We start from the raw sequence: 16,964 nt of genomic DNA, 5'->3' as shown, positions 1-16,964 counted from the left end.
TAGCTGAGGTTGCTGGGTGGGGAGACTTGGCATGCCCGCGAAGGGGCGCAAAGCGCCCCTCAACTTTTTACAGCCCCTCAAGCTCCGCCATCAGGTCACTCAGCCGGTCAACCTTGTCGTCATCCAGCACACGCCCCTGCAACCCCTCCACATACACCGCCAGTTCCTCCACCGTGCTGCACTCGAACATCGCCCGCAGCGGCACATCCAACTGCAACTGCTTCTGCACCCGCGAAGCGATCTGCGTGGCCAGCAGCGAATGCCCGCCCAACGCGAAGAAGTTGTCGTGTACCCCCACCCGCTCGGCCTTGAGCACATCGGCCCAGATACCGGCCAACACCGTTTCCAGCTCGTTGCGCGGCGCCAGGTAGGCCTGGCTGTGCTGGCTGCCGATGTCGATGGCCGGCAGTGCCTTGCGGTCGAGCTTGCCGTTGGCGTTGTGCGGCAGGCTGTCGAACCAACCCCAATGCAGCGGCACCATGTACTCCGGCAATGCCGCGCGCAGGCGCTGCTTGATCTGTTCGAGCAACGCCGCATCAGGGGTTACGCCCTGATGGGCCACCAGGTAGCCGACCAGGTGCTTGCCGTTGGCGCCTTCCTGCACGCCCACCGCGGCATCACGGATTTCGGCCTGTTCATGCAGGCGCGCTTCAATCTCACCCAGTTCGATGCGGTACCCGCGAATCTTCACCTGGTGATCGATGCGGCCCACATACTCCAGCACCCCGTCCAGGCGCTGGCGCGCCAGGTCGCCGGTACGGTACAGGCGTTCACCCGGCGCGCCATGGGGGTGCGGGATAAAGGCCAGGGCGGTACGCACGGGGTCGCCAACATAGCCACGGCCGACGCCGGTACCGGCAACACACAGCTCGCCAACCGCGCCCAACGGCACCAGGGCCTGGTCCTCGCCGAACAGGTACAGGCGGTTGTTGTCGGTCGGGGTGCCAATCGGCAGGTAACTGCCGCGGGTGGACTCGACATCGACACGGAAGAACGCCACATCGTCCGAACACTCCGCCGGGCCGTAGGCATTGACCAGGCCAATGCCTGGGTAACGCTGTAGCCATTGCGCGGCCAGCTCTGGCGGCATCGCCTCGCCGGTCGGCAGCATCCAGCGCAGGCCGTTGAGGGCCTGGTGATCGTTGGCCAGCATGCCCTGGATCAGCGACGGCACGCTCTCCAGCACGGTGATGCCGGTAGCCTGCACATGCGCCAGCAGGCCTTGCGGATCATGGGCGATGGCATTGGGCACGATCTCCAGCCTGGCGCCGAACAACGGCGCGGCCAGGAACTGCCAGACCGAGATATCGAAGCTCTGCGAAGCGGTCTGGGCAATTACGTCCTGCTCGTTCAGGGCCAGGTAAGGCACCTTGCTGAGCTGGTTGTTGAGCATGCCGCGCTGCTCGACCATCACCCCTTTGGGCAAACCGGTGGAGCCCGAGGTGTAGATGACATACGCGAGGTTGTCGGGCCCGCTATGAATACCCGGGTTGTGGCTGGCGATGTTGCTGGCCTGGATGTCTTCCCACACCAACAATTGCGGCCGCGCCACACCCTCCAGTGCGTCCAGCAACTGCCGCCCCTGCTCGGCACAGGCCGCGCTGCATACCAGCACCGGTGTGCGGCTGAGCGCGACGATGCGCTGCAGGCGCGCGGCGGGCAGGCCGGGGTCCAGCGGCAGGTAGCCGGCACCGGCCTTGAAGCTGCCGACGATCATCCCCAGCAATGGCAAACCGCGCTCGGCCAACAGCGCAACCGGCTGATCGACGGTTACGCCTGCGCCGATCAGGGCATGGCCCAGGCGGTTGGCCGCAAGGTTCAGGCCCGCGTAGTCAAAGGACGCGTCCAGGCAACGCGCCACCGTGCGTTCTGGGTGCGCGGCGACCTGCGCCTCGAACTGCTCGACATAGCTCTGTTCCAGCGCATAGGCGTGCTCGGTGCGGTTGCAGTCTTCAATCAGGAAGCGTTGCTCTTCGGCACCCAGCAGCGGCAAGTCGCTTACCTCGCCCTCGAAGCCCTGCACCAGCGCCAACAGCAGGCGCTTGAACTCGGCCAGCAGGCGTTCGACGGTCGAAGTGTCGAAGTAACGTTGGTCGAACGACAGGTGCAGGCCCAGGTCATCCCCCGGGTAGCACACCGCCGTCAACGGGAAGTTGGTGTGGGTGCGGCCCGAGTCGGAGCTGGCGTTGAGGTGCTGGGCGTGGTCCAGCACTGCGGTTTCCACCGGCGCGTTCTCGAACACGAACAGGCTGTTGAACAGCGGCTGGCCCTTGGGCAGTTCGCTGCATTCCTGGATCGCCACCAGCGGCAGGTACTCGTACTCGCGCACTTCCATATTGTGCTCGAGCACGCCTTGCAGCCACTGGCGCACGCTGCAGCGCTCGCCGGCAGCGGGCAGTTGCACGCGCAAGGCGATACTGTTGATGAACAGGCCAACGGTGCGCTGCATCTGCGGCATGCTCACCGGGCGCCCGGCCACGGTGACGCCAAAGGCCACGTCGCGCTCGCCGCTGTAGCGCGCCAGCACCAGGGCCCAGGCCGCCTGGGCAAAGGTGTTGATGGTCAGCTGATGGGCCTGGGCCAGTTCGCGCAAGCGAACACCGTCAGTGACGTCCAGGCGGGTGTAGCAGTCGCCGACGATCATGCCGTCACCGGCGTGGTCGTGGCGCAACGGGCGGTCGCTGGGGATCGCCGTGGCCCGTTCGAACCCGGCCAGGTTGGCTTGCCACCACTGGCGCGCTTCGTTCAGGTCCTGGCGTTGCAGCCAGCCGATGTAGTCCCGGTAGCGTGGCGGCACCGGCAACTGGGCCGGGCGGCCTTCGCCAAGGGCCTGGTAGACCTCGAAGAAGTCGTTCATCAGCAACGAGCGGCACCAAGCATCGATCAGGATGTGGTGGTTGCTCATCATGAACCAGTAGCGTTCATCGGCGACGCGCACCAGGCGCAGGTGGAACGGCGCTTCACGCAGCAGTTCGAAACCGGCCTCGCGCTCCTGTTTGTGCAGGGCTTGCAGGCGGGCTTCCTGGGCACCGTCGTCGAGGCCGCGCCAGTCTTGATAATCCACTGCCGTCTTGCCGGGCTTGTGGATGATCTGCAGCATCGCCTCGCCGGCGTTCCAACTGAACGACGCCCGCAGGGCCTCATGGCGCGCCACCACCGCCTGCCAGGCCTGGGCGAAGCGTTCGGCGTCGAGCGCGCTGTTGATGCGGTAGCGGTCCTGCATGTAGTAGATGCCGGTGCCTGGCTCCAGCAGGGTATGCAGCAGCATGCCTTCCTGCATCGGCGTCAGCGGGTAGACATCGTCGATCTCGGCGGCAGCGACCGGCAAGTTGTCGATCTGCTCCTGGGTCAGGTGCGCCAAGGGGAAGTCGGACGGCGTGAAGCTGCCGTTGCCGTCGGCCAGGCAGTGGCCGACCAGTGCCAGCAGCTCCTGGCGGTAGCCTTCGGCCAGGGTGGCGATGGTCTGCTCGTCGTAGCGCTCGGTGCTGTAGGTCCAGCGCAATTGCAGGGCACCGGCATAGACCTGGCCGTCGACACTCAGCCAATTGGGCAGCGGCGCCTCCAGGTCATGGGCCAGGCCCGCCGGTGCATCCAGCGGCTGGAACAGCGCATCGGCGTCAAACTGCTGGTCGAACTGCCCCAGGTAGTTAAAGGTGATGCGGGCCTGCGGCAGTGCGGCCATGCGCTCGCGCCCGGCCGCGTCGGCCAGGTAGCGCAGCACGCCATAGCCCTGCCCTTTGTGCGGCACCTGACGCAGTTGCTCCTTGACCCGTTTGATCGAGCGGGCGCGCGCTGCATCGTCATCACCCAGCACCGGGCAAAGGCTCAGCGGGTAGGCGTTGGTGAACCAGCCGACGCTGCGGGTCAGGTCCATGTCTTCGAACAGCCCGTCGCGGCCGTGGCCTTCGAGCTGTACCAGCACTTGGCTGTCACCGCTCCACCGGCACAAGGCGCGGGCCAGGGCTGTCAGCAGCAGGTCGTTGACCTGAGTGTGGTAGGCCGCGGGTGCCTGTTGCAGCAACTGGCGGGTCTGCTCGGCATCGAGGCCGATGACCAAGGTGCGGGCGTGGCGGTGCAGGTTGCCACCCTGCGGGTGATCACACGGCAGTTCGTGGCGCACAGTGCCGAGCTGGGCGTGCCACCAGTCCAGCTCGTCGCGCAGCGAGTCGCTGCCGGCGTAGCTGGCCAGGCGTGCGGCCCAGTCGCCCAGGGTGTGGGTCTTGGCCGCCAACGGCTGGCCACGGTACAGCGCCTGCAAGTCTTCGAGCAGCACGCGCCAGGACACGCCATCGACCACCAGGTGGTGAATCGCCAGCAGCAGGCGTTGGCTGCCCTGCCCGTCCGTCACCAGCAAGGCGCGCAGCAGCGGGCCTTGCTCCAAGTCGAGGCTGCGCTGCAGGTCGGTGTACAGCGCCTGGCACTCATCGAAGTCGGCAACCGTGGCCGCCCACAGCAACTGCTGAGGCGCAGGCTGGGCATACTCGGCCTGCCAGCGACCATTGGCCTGGCGGAAACGCAGGCGCAGGCTGTCGTGGTGCTGCACCAGGGCGGCCAGGGCCTGCTCCAGTGCCGCGCTGTCCAAAGGCTGGCGCGCCGCCAACAGTACAGCCTGGTTCCAGTGCTGTGGCTGGGCGACTTCGCTGTCGAAGAACCAATGCTGGATTGGCGTCAGCCCAGTTTGCCCCTCGTGCAGGCCCTGCTCGATACCGCTTGGCGCGGCGCTCAGGCTGACCACCGTGGCCAGGGTCTGGATGGTCTGGTGCTGGAACAGGTCACGCGGGGTGAACTGCAGGCCCACCTGACGGGCCCGGCTGACCACCTGGATCGACAAAATCGAGTCGCCACCGAGTTCGAAGAAGTTGTCCTGCACGCCAACGCGGGCAACGTTGAGCACGTCGCGCCAGATCTGCGCCAGCTGCGCTTCCACTTCGTTGCCTGGGGCCTGGTAATGCTGGTGCGCCTGCTCCAGGTCCGGCAGCGGCAGCGCCTTGCGGTCGAGCTTGCCGTTGCCCATCAGCGGCAGGCTGTCGAGCAGCACCAGGTGCGCGGGCACCATGTAGTCAGGCAGTTGCTGGCGGGCATCGGCCTTGACCGCGTCGCGCAGCGCGGCCTGGGCGTCGCTGTTGGCACCGGCCTGCTTGCACACCAGGTAACCCACCAGTTGTTTGCCGCCCGGCAGGTCGAGGGCCAGGACCACCGCCTCGTCGACATCGGCATGCGCCTGCAGGCGGCTTTCGATTTCGCCCAATTCGATACGGAAGCCGCGAATTTTCACCTGCTGGTCGGCACGGCCAACGTACTCGACCAAACCATCGACGCCCAGGCGCACCAGGTCGCCGGTGCGGTACAGACGCCCGCCCTGTGTGCTGAAGGGGTCGGCAACGAAGCGCTCGGCGCTCAGCCCCGGGCGGTCGTGATACCCCTGGGCCAGGCCGGCACCGCCGATGTACAGCTCGCCGATGCCGCCTTGTGGCAGCAAGGCCAGGTCCTCATCGAGGATGTACGCATTGCGGGCGCCAATCACGCGGCCGATCGGCACACTGCCCAGGTCGGCCGGCAGCGTGGGTGGCGCCAGGCAGGCCAGCGGCATGACCACGGTTTCGGTCGGGCCGTAGGCGTTGAAGAACTGTTGCGGCGTGAACGCCTGGCGAATGCGCTGCAGGTGCTCGCCGGTCAGCGCCTCGCCGCCGGTGATCACCAGGCGCACCGGCAACTGCTCGCCCTGCCCGGCCAGGTACTGGGCCAACTGGCTGCCATAGCTTGGGGTGAAGCCAAGGATGCTTACCTGTTGCTCGCGCACCAGTTGGCAGATCTCTTCAGCGCCCCACTGGCCTTGGGCACGGATCACCACGCGGGCACCACACAGCAGCGGGGTCAGCAGGCGTTCGCTGGCCGCGTCGAAGTTGATCGAGTAGAAGTGCAGTTCGCAGTCGTCGCTGCGCATGCCGAAGGCCTCGATCACGGCCTGGCAATGCATGGCGATTTCACCATGGCTGACCACCACGCCCTTGGGCTTGCCGGTGGAGCCGGAGGTGTAGATCAGGTAAGCCTGGTGCTGCGGCAGGTTGAGGTTATCCAGCGGGGCATCGCTGAAGGCGGACAAGCCTGCAGTATCGTCTTCCATGCTCCAGCGGGCCACGCCGTCTGGCAGTTCGCCAAGGGTTTCCAGCAGCGCGCGCTGGCTGAGCAGCAGGCCGATGCGGCTGTCTTCGATCATGTAGCGCAAGCGGTCGAGGGGGTACTCGGGGTCGAGCGGCACATAGGCACCGCCCGCCTTGAGGATGGCCAGCAGGCCGACGACCATTTCCAGCGAACGCTCCAGGGCCAGGCCGACGCGTACCTGCGGGCCGACACCGCGCTCGCGCAGGGCGCGGGCCAGGCGGTTGGCCTGCTGGTCCAGTTCGGCGTAGCTCAGGTGCTGGCCCGCGAAGGTCAGCGCAGGGGCCTGTGGTGTGCGCGAAGCTTGGGCGGCAAACAGGCCGTGCACGGTCTGGTCGAGGGCAAAATCCTGCTCGCCTTGTAATTGCCCAACCAGCACTTGCTGCTCGCCTGGGCTCAGCATCGGCAGCTCGCACAGGCGCTGTTGTGGGTCGTCCAGCAGGCCGATCAGCAACTGCTGCCAGTGCTCGGCCATGCGCGCAATGCGCGGCGCGTCGAACAGGTCGCGGCTGTAGGTCAGGCAGCAGCCCAGGCGGCCATCGAGGTCAGTGACTTCGAGGTACAGGTCGAACTTGGTGGCGCTGGCGTCGTTCACCAGGTAGTCGACCTGCATGCCCACCAGCTCGCGGCTTTGCTGGAACGCCCAGCGCTGGACGTTGCACATCACTTGGAACAGCGGGTTATAGGCGCTGCTGCGCGGTGGCTGCAGGGCTTCGACCAGCTGGTCGAACGGCAGGTCCTGGTGCGACTGGCCTTCGATGGCGGCCTGGCGCATCTGCTCCAGCAGCTCGGCGGCGGTCATCTGGCCGTCCAGTTCGCAGCGCAGTACCTGGGTGTTGAGGAAGGCGCCGATCAGCCCCTCGCTTTCCGGGCGGATGCGGTTGGCCACCGGTGCGCCGATGCGCAGGTCACGCTGGCCGCTGTAGCGGTGCAGCAAGGCCGCCAGGGTTGCCGTCATGGTCATGAACAGAGTCAGCCCGCGCTGGCTGTTGAACGCATGCACGCGCGCCACCAACGCCGGGTCGAGCTCGAACCGGTGCAACTCGCCACGGTGGCTCTGCACCGCTGGGCGTGGGCGATCGGACGGCAATGCCAAGACCGGGTGCTCATCGCCCAGGCGGGCTTTCCAGTAGGCCAGCTGCCGCGCGCCTTCGCCGCTTTCCAGCCAGTGCCGCTGCCACACGCTGTAGTCCAGGTATTGCACCGGCAGCGGCGTCAGTGGCGACTCGCGATCATCGACAAAGGCTTCGTACAGCTCGCCCAACTCGCGGGCGAAGATGTCCATGGCCCAGCCTTCGGTGACGATGTGGTGCAAGGTCAGGACGAAGTAATGCTCACGTTCCTCGGCCTTGACCAGGCAGGCGCGCAGCAGCGGGCCACGCTCGAGGTCGAACGGCTGGTGCGCCTGGTCGTCGGCGAGCTGTTGCAGGCGCTGTTGGCGGGCCTCGGCGGGCAAGGTGCTGAAGTCTTGCCAGTCGAGGTGCACGCCGCTGTCTTCGGCCACGCACTGGTACGCCACGCCGTCGATGCTGGGGAACGTGGTGCGCAGGGTTTCGTGACGCACGATCAGCGCCTGCAGCGCCCGCTCGAATGCGTCCACGTGCAGCGTGCCACGCAAGCGGGCCATGCCGCCGACGTTGTAGGCGGGGCTGTCAGGCTCCATCTGCCAGAGGAACCACATGCGCTGTTGCGAGTACGACAACGGCACCGCTTGGCGGCGGTCGACACGGGCGATTTCGCCTTGCAGGTTATGCGCGCCGGCCTCGCGCAGGCGCGTGATCTCGGCGCAGAACGCGCCCAGCTCGCTGGCATCGAACAGCACTTTCAGCGGCAGCTCGACATCGCACGCCTGACGGGTCCGCGAGACGATCTGGGTGGCGAGCAGCGAGTGGCCTCCCAGGGCAAAGAAGTCGTCCTGCAGGCCGACACGCGGCAGGTTGAGCACTTCACGCCAGATCGCCGCGACCTGCTGCTGCACGGCACTTTGCGGCTCGACATGCTCGCGCTGTTGCCACACCGGGGCGGGCAGCGCCTTGCGATCGACCTTGCCACTCGGGCCCAACGGCAGGTGTGCCAGTGGGATCAACTGCGCCGGCACCATGTACGCCGGCAGTTGCTCGGCCAAGGCGGCCAGCAGTGCAGCCGGCTCGGCCGCACCGCTGTAGTAGCCGACCAATTGCGCGCCCACAGCGTCCTTGTGGATCAGCACCAGGGCCTGCTCGACACCCGCTTGCGCCAACAGGCAGGCCTGGACTTCTTCGGGTTCGACGCGGAAGCCGCGCACCTTCACCTGCTGGTCGAGGCGCCCCAGGTATTCCAGCGCTTCCAGCTGGACTTGCCAGCGGGCACGGTCGCCACTGCGGTACAGGCGCTGGCCGTCGCCGTCGGCCTGGGGCACGAAACGCTCGGCCGTCAGGCCCGGGCGGCCCAGGTAACCTCGGGCCAAGCCTGCGCCGCCCAGGTACAGCTCACCCGGCACACCGGGCGCGGTGAGTTCCAGTTCATCGTCCAGCACGCGGCACAGCACGTTGCCCAACGGGCGGCCGATCGGCGAGCGCTCGCCGTCTTCGGCCTGGCAGTGCCAGTGGGTGACGTTGATCGCGGTTTCGGTCGGGCCATAACGGTTGTGCAGTTGCACCTGGGGCAGCAGTTGCAGCACACGGTCACGCAGGTTGGCCGACAACGCCTCGCCGCCGGAGAACAACCGGCGCAGGCTGGTGCAAGCTGCGGCCTGAGGCTCTTGCACGAACACCTGCAACAGCGGCGGCACGAAGTGCAGCGTGGTCACGCCATGCGCTTGCACCAGCGCAGCGATGCGCTGCGGGTCACGATGCTCGCCAGGGCCTGCCAGCACCAGCCTGCAGCCGGTGACCAGCGGCCAGAAGCACTCCCACACCGAGACGTCGAAACTGATGGGCGCTTTTTGCATCAGCACGTCGCTGTCGTTCAGCGCATAGGTGGCCTGCATCCACTGCAGGCGTTCGGCCAGGGCCGCATGGGTGTTGCCCACGCCCTTGGGCTGGCCAGTGGAGCCCGAGGTGTAGATCACATAGGCCAAGTTGTCGCCGTGCAGGTGCAGGCCGGGGGCATGGCTAGGCCAGCTGTCCAGGTGCAACTGGTCGAGGGCGATGGCGCTGACACCTTCGACCTGCGGCAGCTTGCCCAGCAGGCCGCTGTGGCTCAGCAGTAGGCTGGCCTTGCAGTCGCCGAGCATGTAGGCCAGCCGCTCGGCCGGGTAGTCCACGTCCAGCGGCACGTAGGCGCCACCGGCCTTGAGGATGGCCAGCAGGCCAACCAGCAGCTGCGGCGAACGCTCGACGGCAATGGCCACACAGGTATCGGGGCCAACGCCTTTGTCACGCAGGTAATGGGCCAGGCGGTTGGCTTGCTGGTGCAACTCGGCATAGTCGAGGCTGCCGCCCTGCCAGGCCAGCGCGGTTCGCTGCGGGGTCAGCCGGGCCTGCTCGTTGAGCTGGTCGACCAGCAGGCGCTGGGGCGCCGCCTCCGGTGCCTGGCCCCAGCCGAGCAGCTGTGCGCGGTGCTGTTCATCGAGCAACTGCACCTCGCCCAGCGCCAGCTGCGGCCGGGCGCAAACCTGCTCGAGCAAGGCCAACAGGTGGGCGGCCAGGCGTTTTACCGTGCTGGCCTCAAACAGTTCGGCGGCATAGTCGAAGGCCAAGGTCAGGCGGCCTTGATGGTCCTCTTCACTGTGCAGCTGCAGGTCGAACTTGGCTTCGCGGCTGTGCCACGGCAACTCTTCGGCAAGCAAACCTGGCAAGCGGCGCAGCGCCGAAAGGTCACGCTGCTGGTGGTTGAACATGACCTGGAACAGGCCCTGCTCGCGCGCCTCGGGCAGGGCTTCGAGCAGCTGTTCGAACGGCAGGTCCTGGTGGGCCTGGGCCTCAAGGGTGGCCTGGCGGGCCTGGGCCAGCAGGTGATCGAAGGGCAAGCGGCCATGCAGTTGCGCACGCAGCACCTGGCTGTTGATGAAGAAGCCGACCAGGTCCTGGGTTTCCAGGCGCGGGCGGTTGGCATTGGGCACGCCGATGCGCAGGTCTGCCTGGCCGCTGTAGCGGTGCAGCAGCGCTTGCCAGCCGGCCAGCAGCACCATGAACAGGCTCGCCTGCTGCTCGCGGGCCAGGGCGTCGAGCGCTTCGGTCAGCTTGGCCGGCACCTTCAGGGTGTAGCGCGCCGCGCGTTTGTCACGCTGGCTGGCACGCGGCTGGTCGGTGCACAGGTCGAGCACCGGCAGTTCATCACCCAGCTTGGCTTTCCAGTACTGCAACTGGCGTTCGGCCTCGCCGTCGGCCAGCCATTGCCGTTGCCAGGTGCCGTAGTCGGCGTAACCCAGGGGCAGCGGCGCCAGCGTGGCCGTTTGGCCCTGGCAGTGCGCGGCGTACAGTTTGCCGAACTCGTCGAGCAAAATGTTCAGCGACCAGCCATCGGCGACGATGTGGTGCAGCGTCACCCACAGCTGGTGGTCTTCATCGTCCAGGCGCGCCAGGGTCACGCGCAGCAGTGGGCCTTGGCACAAGTCGAACGGCTGCTGGGCCTCTGCCTCGCGGCGCGCGGCAACTTGCTCGGGGGCCTGGCCTTCGAGGTCCAGACGACGCAGGCCGAACGGCTGCTGGGCCTGAATTCGCTGCAGGGCTTGGCCATCCACTTCGCTGAACACCGTGCGCAGCGATTCATGGCGCGCCACCAGGGCCTGGAACGCAGCCTCCAGTGCGGCGACGTCCAGCTCACCGCGCAGGCGCAGGCCGGCCGGAATGTTGTAGGCCGCCGATTGTGGCTCCAGTTGCCACAGCAGCCACAGGCGGTTCTGTGCCAGCGATTGCGGCAGCGACTGGTCGCGCGCCAGGGTGGTGATGGCCTGGGCTTGGGCGCCACCCTCAGCGAGGATCGCGGCCACCGCAGCGCTGTACTCGCCCAACAGCGGGGCTTCGAACAGGGTGCGCAGGCTCAGGTTGATGCCCAGCTCATCCGCCAGGCGCGCGGTGGCCTGGGTGGCTGCAATGGAGTTGCCGCCCAGCAGCAGGAAGTGGTCGTCCGCCGCCACGGCTTCGACCTTGAGCACATCGCGCCACACGGCGGCGATACGGGCCTGCAGATCATCTGCCACCGCGCCGCTTGCGGGTTGCTCGTTGGCCTGCGGGAAGCGCGCGTAACAGTCGAGGCTGCCATCGTCCATGCGCTGGCGGCAGGCCGAGCGTTGCAGCTTGCCGCTGGAAGTCTTGGGCAGCGCGCCCGGGTTGAGCAACAAGACCACGGCCGGCGCCTGGCGGCAGGCGTCGGCAATGACCTGGCGCAGGGTTTTGATCAATGCCTGGGGCTCGAGGGCTTTTTGCACGTTGCGGCTGATCTCCACCGCCACACCGATACCCTCCTCGCCCTGGTGGTCCACGGCAAATACCGCCACGCGGCCTTTGCGCAGCACGTCGACTTCGCGCTCCAGAGTTTTTTCCAGGTCTTGCGGGTAAAGGTTTTGGCCGCGGACGATGAGCATGTCTTTCAAGCGCCCGGTGACAAAGACTTCACCCTCGCGCATGAAGCCCAGGTCGCCGGTACGCAGCCAGGTCTGGCCATCGCGCTCGACGAACGTGCGCGCGCTGGCCTCAGGGTTGCGCCAGTAGCCCTGGGCGATGCTCGGGCCACCGGCCCAGATTTCACCCACCTGGTTGTCGCCCAGCGCTTCGAGGCGCTGCGGCTCGACGATGCGCACCGCGTGCCCGGGCTGCGGGTAGCCACAGCTCATCAGCACGCTGCCGCTGCCGTTTTCGGCGCGGTTGGCGGCAAAGGCTTCGGCGTCCAGCGCCAGGGCGCCGATGCCCTGGCCACGGCGGCTGCCGCTGACAAACAGGGTCGCTTCGGCCAGGCCATAGCTGGCAAAGAAGCTCTGCGGGTCAAAGCCACAGGCCTGGAACTTGTCGGCGAAGGTTGCCAGGCTGTCCTGGCGAATTGGTTCGGAGCCGGAATAGGCCACGCGCCAGCGGCTCAGGTCGAGCCCGGCCAAGGACGCTTCGCTGACCCGTTCGCTGCACAAACGGTAGGCGAAGTCGGGGCCACCGCTGATGGTGCCGCCGTATTCGCTGATCGCCTGCAACCAGCGCAGCGGCCGGGCGAGGAAGTAGCCCGGCGACATCAGCACGCACGGCACGCCGCTGAAGATCGGCTGCAGCAAGCCGCCGATCAGCCCCATGTCGTGGTACAGCGGCAACCAGCTGACGATGACATCGTCGGGGTTCACATCGATGCCGAAACCGTGACGGATCAACTGCTCGTTGGCCACCAGGTTGCCGTGGCTGACCTGCACGCCCTTGGGCAGCGCGGTGGAGCCCGAGGTGTACTGCAGGAAGGCGATGTCATCGCTGGCCAGGGCAGGTGCCTGCCAGGCATCGGCCAGGCCCGGGTCAAGGGCATCCACGGCCAGCAGTTCAGGGGCGTTGTCCGCCGCCAGCGCGTCCAGGCCCTGCAAGCTGTCGCGCAGCGCCACGACGGTCAGCAGCAGGCGCGGTTCGGCGTCGTCGATGATCGACAGCAGGCGCTCCTGGTGATGGTGACGGGTGGATTCCGGTGGATACGCTGGCACGGCGATGACGCCGGCGTAGAGGCAACCAAAGAACGCCGCGACATAGTCCGGGCCACTGGGGAACAGCAGCACCGCACGGTCACCGAACTCGGCCCGGGCCTGCAGGGCGGCGGCGATGGTGCGCGCGCGGCGGTCCAGGTCCCGGTAGCTGAGCACGGCCTGCTCGCCAGGAGCGTCGGCGAGAAAGCGCAGGGCTATCTTGTCCGGGGTCTGCGCGGCGCGTTGCGCCAGGGCCTGGACCAGCGAGAGCGGGAGTTCGAAGGCGTCCGTCATGGGGTGTTCCTGCCAGTGTCTGGTGAAGTCGGGCCGGCTGCGCCGCACACGTCGGCGGGCAGCACTCGGCGGCCGGATGTACACAGGGGAACGGATGGGCGGGGGAAGAAATTAGCGGGGTTTGCCTTCGGAGGTGTGGCGCGTGGGAGACCCGCAATGTGCCACACGTCTCAATCCTTGCTTAGAACCGAAACGTACAGTTACTAATTACGTTTCGTATTTGACAATCATTATCATTCTGAATAGCTTGTCGCACGTCTCGGGAAGCTTCCCAACTTTGGGTGCCTCCTCTCCCCTCTGTGACAAGGTGATTTCCATGGCGGAACAACTATCCACAAGTAAGTGCGATTCACCATTACTCCAGGCCTTCGTCGACAATCGCAGCATTCTGGTCAAGATCGCTGCGCGCATCACCGGCTGCCGCTCACGCGCGGAAGACGTGGTGCAAGATGCATTCTTCCGGCTCAGCGCCGCCCCGCAGATCACCTCGTCCTTCAAGGCGCAGCTCAGCTACCTGTTCCAGATCGTGCGCAACCTGGCCATCGACCACTACCGCAAGCAGGCGATGGAGCTGAAGTATTCCGGCAGCGAAGAGGAAGGCCTGAACGTGGTCATCCAGAACGCTTCGCCCGAAGCCACGCACATCAACCTCGCCGCCCTCGATGACATCGCCGAAGCATTGAGCGAGTTGCCCCAGCGCACCCGTTATGCGTTCGAGATGTACCGTTTGCACGGCGTGCCGCAAAAGGACATCGCCAAGGAATTGGGCGTGTCGCCGACCTTGGTCAACTTCATGATTCGCGATGCCTTGGTGCATTGCCGCAAGACGGCCAACCGTCAGGTTTGAATAGCTGAAATGGCTGGGGTGCGAAGCGCCCCCAGCAATCTCAGACCAAGGTACACTGATCGAAAAACCGCTCCCGCCCCAGAATCATCAGCGCCGCGCGCTTGTGCGGGAAGTCGAATTCTTTGTCGCAATGGAAACACTGATCGTGCATGTAGCCGATCATCTTGCCGTTGTCCGCCCGCGGCTCTGCCACCACCCGTTGGGTGCGCGGGTCATCGAGGAACAGGTAGTGCACCAGCGCCGATAACCAGCTGGCCACCTTGTGCGGCCCACGGTGCGCCTCCTCCCCTACCAACATGTGAATGCCGCGGTCGTAATCATCAGCCGAGTAGAACGGCGCAATCCGGTCTTCCTTTGCCCAATACGCCTCGAAGTAGGCGAACGGCTCATCGTCGAAGCAGCCGATGAGCGTGAGGGTATGCGGGTCGGCTTCCAGCTTTTCCAGGTATTCACGGTGCTGCTGTAAAGAGCCGCTTTCCTGCCAGAACGCGTCGACCCGAGGGTTGTTCTGCCAGCGGCTGAAGCGCTCCAGGTCCTGATCGATTTCCAGTGCGCGCAGCGACACCCAACTGCCCAGGCGCGCATCGAAGCGCCGGTACACTTCGCCGCGGGGCTTGGGCGCCCGGCGCGGATGGCGCTTGCCGTTGCTGATCTGCATCTGCTGCGGGTAAACACTCGCAGCCGTGTCGCCGAGCCAAGGCTGGGGCAACTGCCAGAACAGCGCACGCTCGCACAAGTACACACCCGGCTGCTCGCCGGGCAGCAACAGGCCGCTGGCAAGCGCCTGTGGCACGCCCTCGGGCAGGTGCCAGGCCAGGCGCTGGCAGGCGACATCACGCGATAGCAGCCAATAGCAGGCGGCCCACAGGGCCTGGTAAGGGCGCTCTGGGCAAAGGTTTTGCAGGTGCACTTCCAGGCACGCACCCGGCACCAGCCGCAACTGGATCAGCGGGCGCCCTTCAAGGGTCAGGCTCAGCCAGCTATCGCCCTCATCGGCGCTGAGGGTGCGCCAGCGTGGCGGTGACAGTGGCTGCGAAGCGGCATCGAACGGCATGGTCTTGGCTCACGAAGATGAAAAGAAGGCTCACCGTGGAAAACGTTGCCGCTGCAGCGGAATTTAGTCGCGCGGCGCCTGCACCGTGATCCGGTAGGGCTGGAAGATACGCGTCAGTTCCCCGTTGTCGCGCAGGGCACGCATCAGCGCCGCGAACGACTGCTCGCCGATGGGCGCGCCCGGGCGTAGCAAGGCGTAGTGGTGATAGACCTGGTCGATACGCTGCGATGCCACCAGTTGCGCCTGGCTGCCGGGGTTGCGCTGCAGAAAGTCGCTTAGGTACGAACGGGTGACCAGGGCGATGTCGGCACGGCCAGCCTGCACCATCAGCAGGTTGCTGTCGTGGGAATAGGTCAGGGTCGCGTTGAAGGCTTTACGCAAGTAGTCAGGGTCGGCATTGAAGCGGGCGAAGGCGTAGTGATAGCCGTTGAACAGCGCCAGGCGCTTGCCGCGCAGCTCATCGAAGTACCGAGGGTCACGGCCATTGGCCTGGCTGGCGACGAACACCTCAGCATCCTCCAGGCCCATGTCCACGGCCTGGTGAGCAATGCCCTGCCAGCCCCACTGCGGGTTCTCGAAGATCGCCATGTCGGTGCGGCCCTGCTGCAAATCGCCAAAGCGCCGCTGGATGGACGTGGGCACCAGCACAAAATGGTAGCCCTGTTGCGCACGGTTCAGGGCTGCAACCAACTGCGGCAACAGACCGGTGTCGGCCCCCTGCTCGGGGCGCACGGTGTAAGGCGGGAAGTGCGCGGCGCCGATCTTCACTTCGATCGCGTCGGCAGCCCAGCCTGGTATTGCCAGCCAAAGCGCGGCCAGCATCAGCAGAATGGGCAAGGCCTTTAAGCCGGGCGCTGGGGTCAAGACGCACACTCATCAAGGTTCGTACCTGGTTGCGCCTAAGCTAGGCGTTTTCCGGGCAGGGCACAACTGCTGGTCGCCGGCCTTAGTGCCAAAGCAGGCGGCAAATTGCCAGGGGGTGCCGTAAGGCCAGACATTGGCTACGCTCTAGCAGGATCTGCAAGGGAGCCTGGTATGGGCCATTGGTTGGTGATCGACCTGGAAGCCACCACCGACGATGGTGGGTGGCCGGTCACAGAGATGGAAATCATTGAAATCGGTGCAAGCCTGGTAACCCGCGAAGGCCGCGAAGTCGACCACTTCCAGCGTTTCGTACGGCCCCGGCGGCGGCCACAGCTGACGCCGTTTTGCCGCGAGCTCACGCACATCAGCCAGGCCAGCGTCGACAGCGCCGCGCCCTTCCCTGAGGTGTGGGCGCGCTTCGAGCGCTGGCTGGGGCACCACCGCGGGCAGTTGCAGGCCTGGGTCAGCTGGGGCGACTACGATCGCCAGCAGTTGCTGCAGGAATGGCAACAGCATGGGCTCGACAGCCTGCTGCGCAACGTGCCGCACATCAACCTCAAGCAGCGCTTCGCCAAAGCCCGTCACCTGCAGCGGCCGACCGGCCTCAATGGCGCCTTGCAACTGGCCGGCATGCACTTTTGCGGGCAGCAGCACCGGGCCCTGGAAGATGCGCGCAATACCGCGCGGCTACTGCCCTTGAGCCTGCCGGCCAATGGCACCTGAAAGCAGATGACGACGGGGATGGCCTTGGGCATACTGGCCAGCCCTTTTTCATCCCCCTGTTCAGGAGTCGCCCATGTTCCAGGTCAACGAGTACTTCAACGGCACCGTCAAGTCGATCGCATTCGCAAGCGAAGAAGGTCCGGCCACCGTGGGTGTGATGGCACCGGGCGAATACGAGTTCGGCACAGCCAAGCGCGAAATCATGCATGTGATTTCCGGTGCTTTGACCGTCAAGCTGCCGGGTAGCGACAACTGGGAAACCTTCAAGGCTGGCGACAAGTTCAATGTGGCCGCGGACAGCAAGTTCCAGCTGCAGGTGAAAGTGGATACCGCCTACCTGTGCGAGTACCGCGACTAAGCGCTGGCCTGCACCGGCCTCTTCGCGGGCAAGCCCGCTCCCACAGGGACATCACAATGCTTGAGTCCAGTGCCACACCTGTGGGAGCGGGCTTGCC

Annotated in this window: 6 protein-coding genes; 3 read left to right on the top strand and 3 right to left on the bottom strand. The window is 66.1% G+C overall.

Features of this window, described 5'->3' with window-relative positions:
- Nucleotides 1–67: 67 nt before the first annotated feature.
- Nucleotides 68–13,021 (bottom strand): non-ribosomal peptide synthetase, encoded by a 12,954-nt coding sequence (locus QOS90_RS06255; RefSeq protein WP_085272548.1) that lies wholly within the window; start codon nucleotides 13,019–13,021, stop codon nucleotides 68–70.
- Between the two features lie 316 nt (nucleotides 13,022–13,337).
- Between QOS90_RS06255 and QOS90_RS06250 the strand changes: the two genes are divergently transcribed.
- Entirely contained in the window at nucleotides 13,338–13,868 is a 531-nt protein-coding gene (locus QOS90_RS06250) for an RNA polymerase factor sigma-70 (protein ID WP_027592914.1), read from the top strand.
- Nucleotides 13,869–13,908: 40 nt separating this feature from the next.
- Here QOS90_RS06250 and QOS90_RS06245 read toward each other — a convergent pair whose 3' ends face one another.
- Both QOS90_RS06245 and QOS90_RS06240 read right to left on the bottom strand, forming a co-directional pair.
- On the bottom strand, nucleotides 13,909–14,922 hold the full coding sequence (locus QOS90_RS06245) for a GNAT family N-acetyltransferase (protein WP_085272547.1): 1,014 nt from the start codon (nucleotides 14,920–14,922) through the stop codon (nucleotides 13,909–13,911).
- A 63-nt stretch (nucleotides 14,923–14,985) separates the two neighbouring features.
- A complete protein-coding gene (locus tag QOS90_RS06240; protein WP_027592916.1) occupies nucleotides 14,986–15,786 on the bottom strand; it encodes a substrate-binding periplasmic protein in 801 nt (266 codons plus the stop codon).
- 171 nt (nucleotides 15,787–15,957) lie between these two features.
- On the opposite strand from QOS90_RS06240, the gene QOS90_RS06235 reads away from it, so the two are divergent.
- Together QOS90_RS06235 and ppnP are read left to right on the top strand one after the other, a co-directional pair.
- Nucleotides 15,958–16,509 carry a 3'-5' exonuclease gene (locus QOS90_RS06235; RefSeq protein ID WP_027592917.1) on the top strand — a complete coding sequence of 184 codons (552 nt, stop codon included), beginning with the start codon at nucleotides 15,958–15,960 and terminating at the stop codon, nucleotides 16,507–16,509.
- Between the two features lie 73 nt (nucleotides 16,510–16,582).
- Nucleotides 16,583–16,867: a pyrimidine/purine nucleoside phosphorylase gene (gene ppnP / locus QOS90_RS06230; protein ID WP_027592918.1), complete on the top strand. Its 285-nt coding sequence runs from the start codon at nucleotides 16,583–16,585 to the stop codon at nucleotides 16,865–16,867.
- Nucleotides 16,868–16,964 lie beyond the last annotated feature (97 nt).

This window comes from Pseudomonas sp. LAIL14HWK12:I10, from assembly GCF_900184205.1.
GTDB lineage: Bacteria > Pseudomonadota > Gammaproteobacteria > Pseudomonadales > Pseudomonadaceae > Aquipseudomonas > Aquipseudomonas kermanshahensis.
The sequence above is the reverse complement of the archived record's forward strand: the minus strand, read 5'-3'. Positions and strand labels throughout refer to the sequence as shown.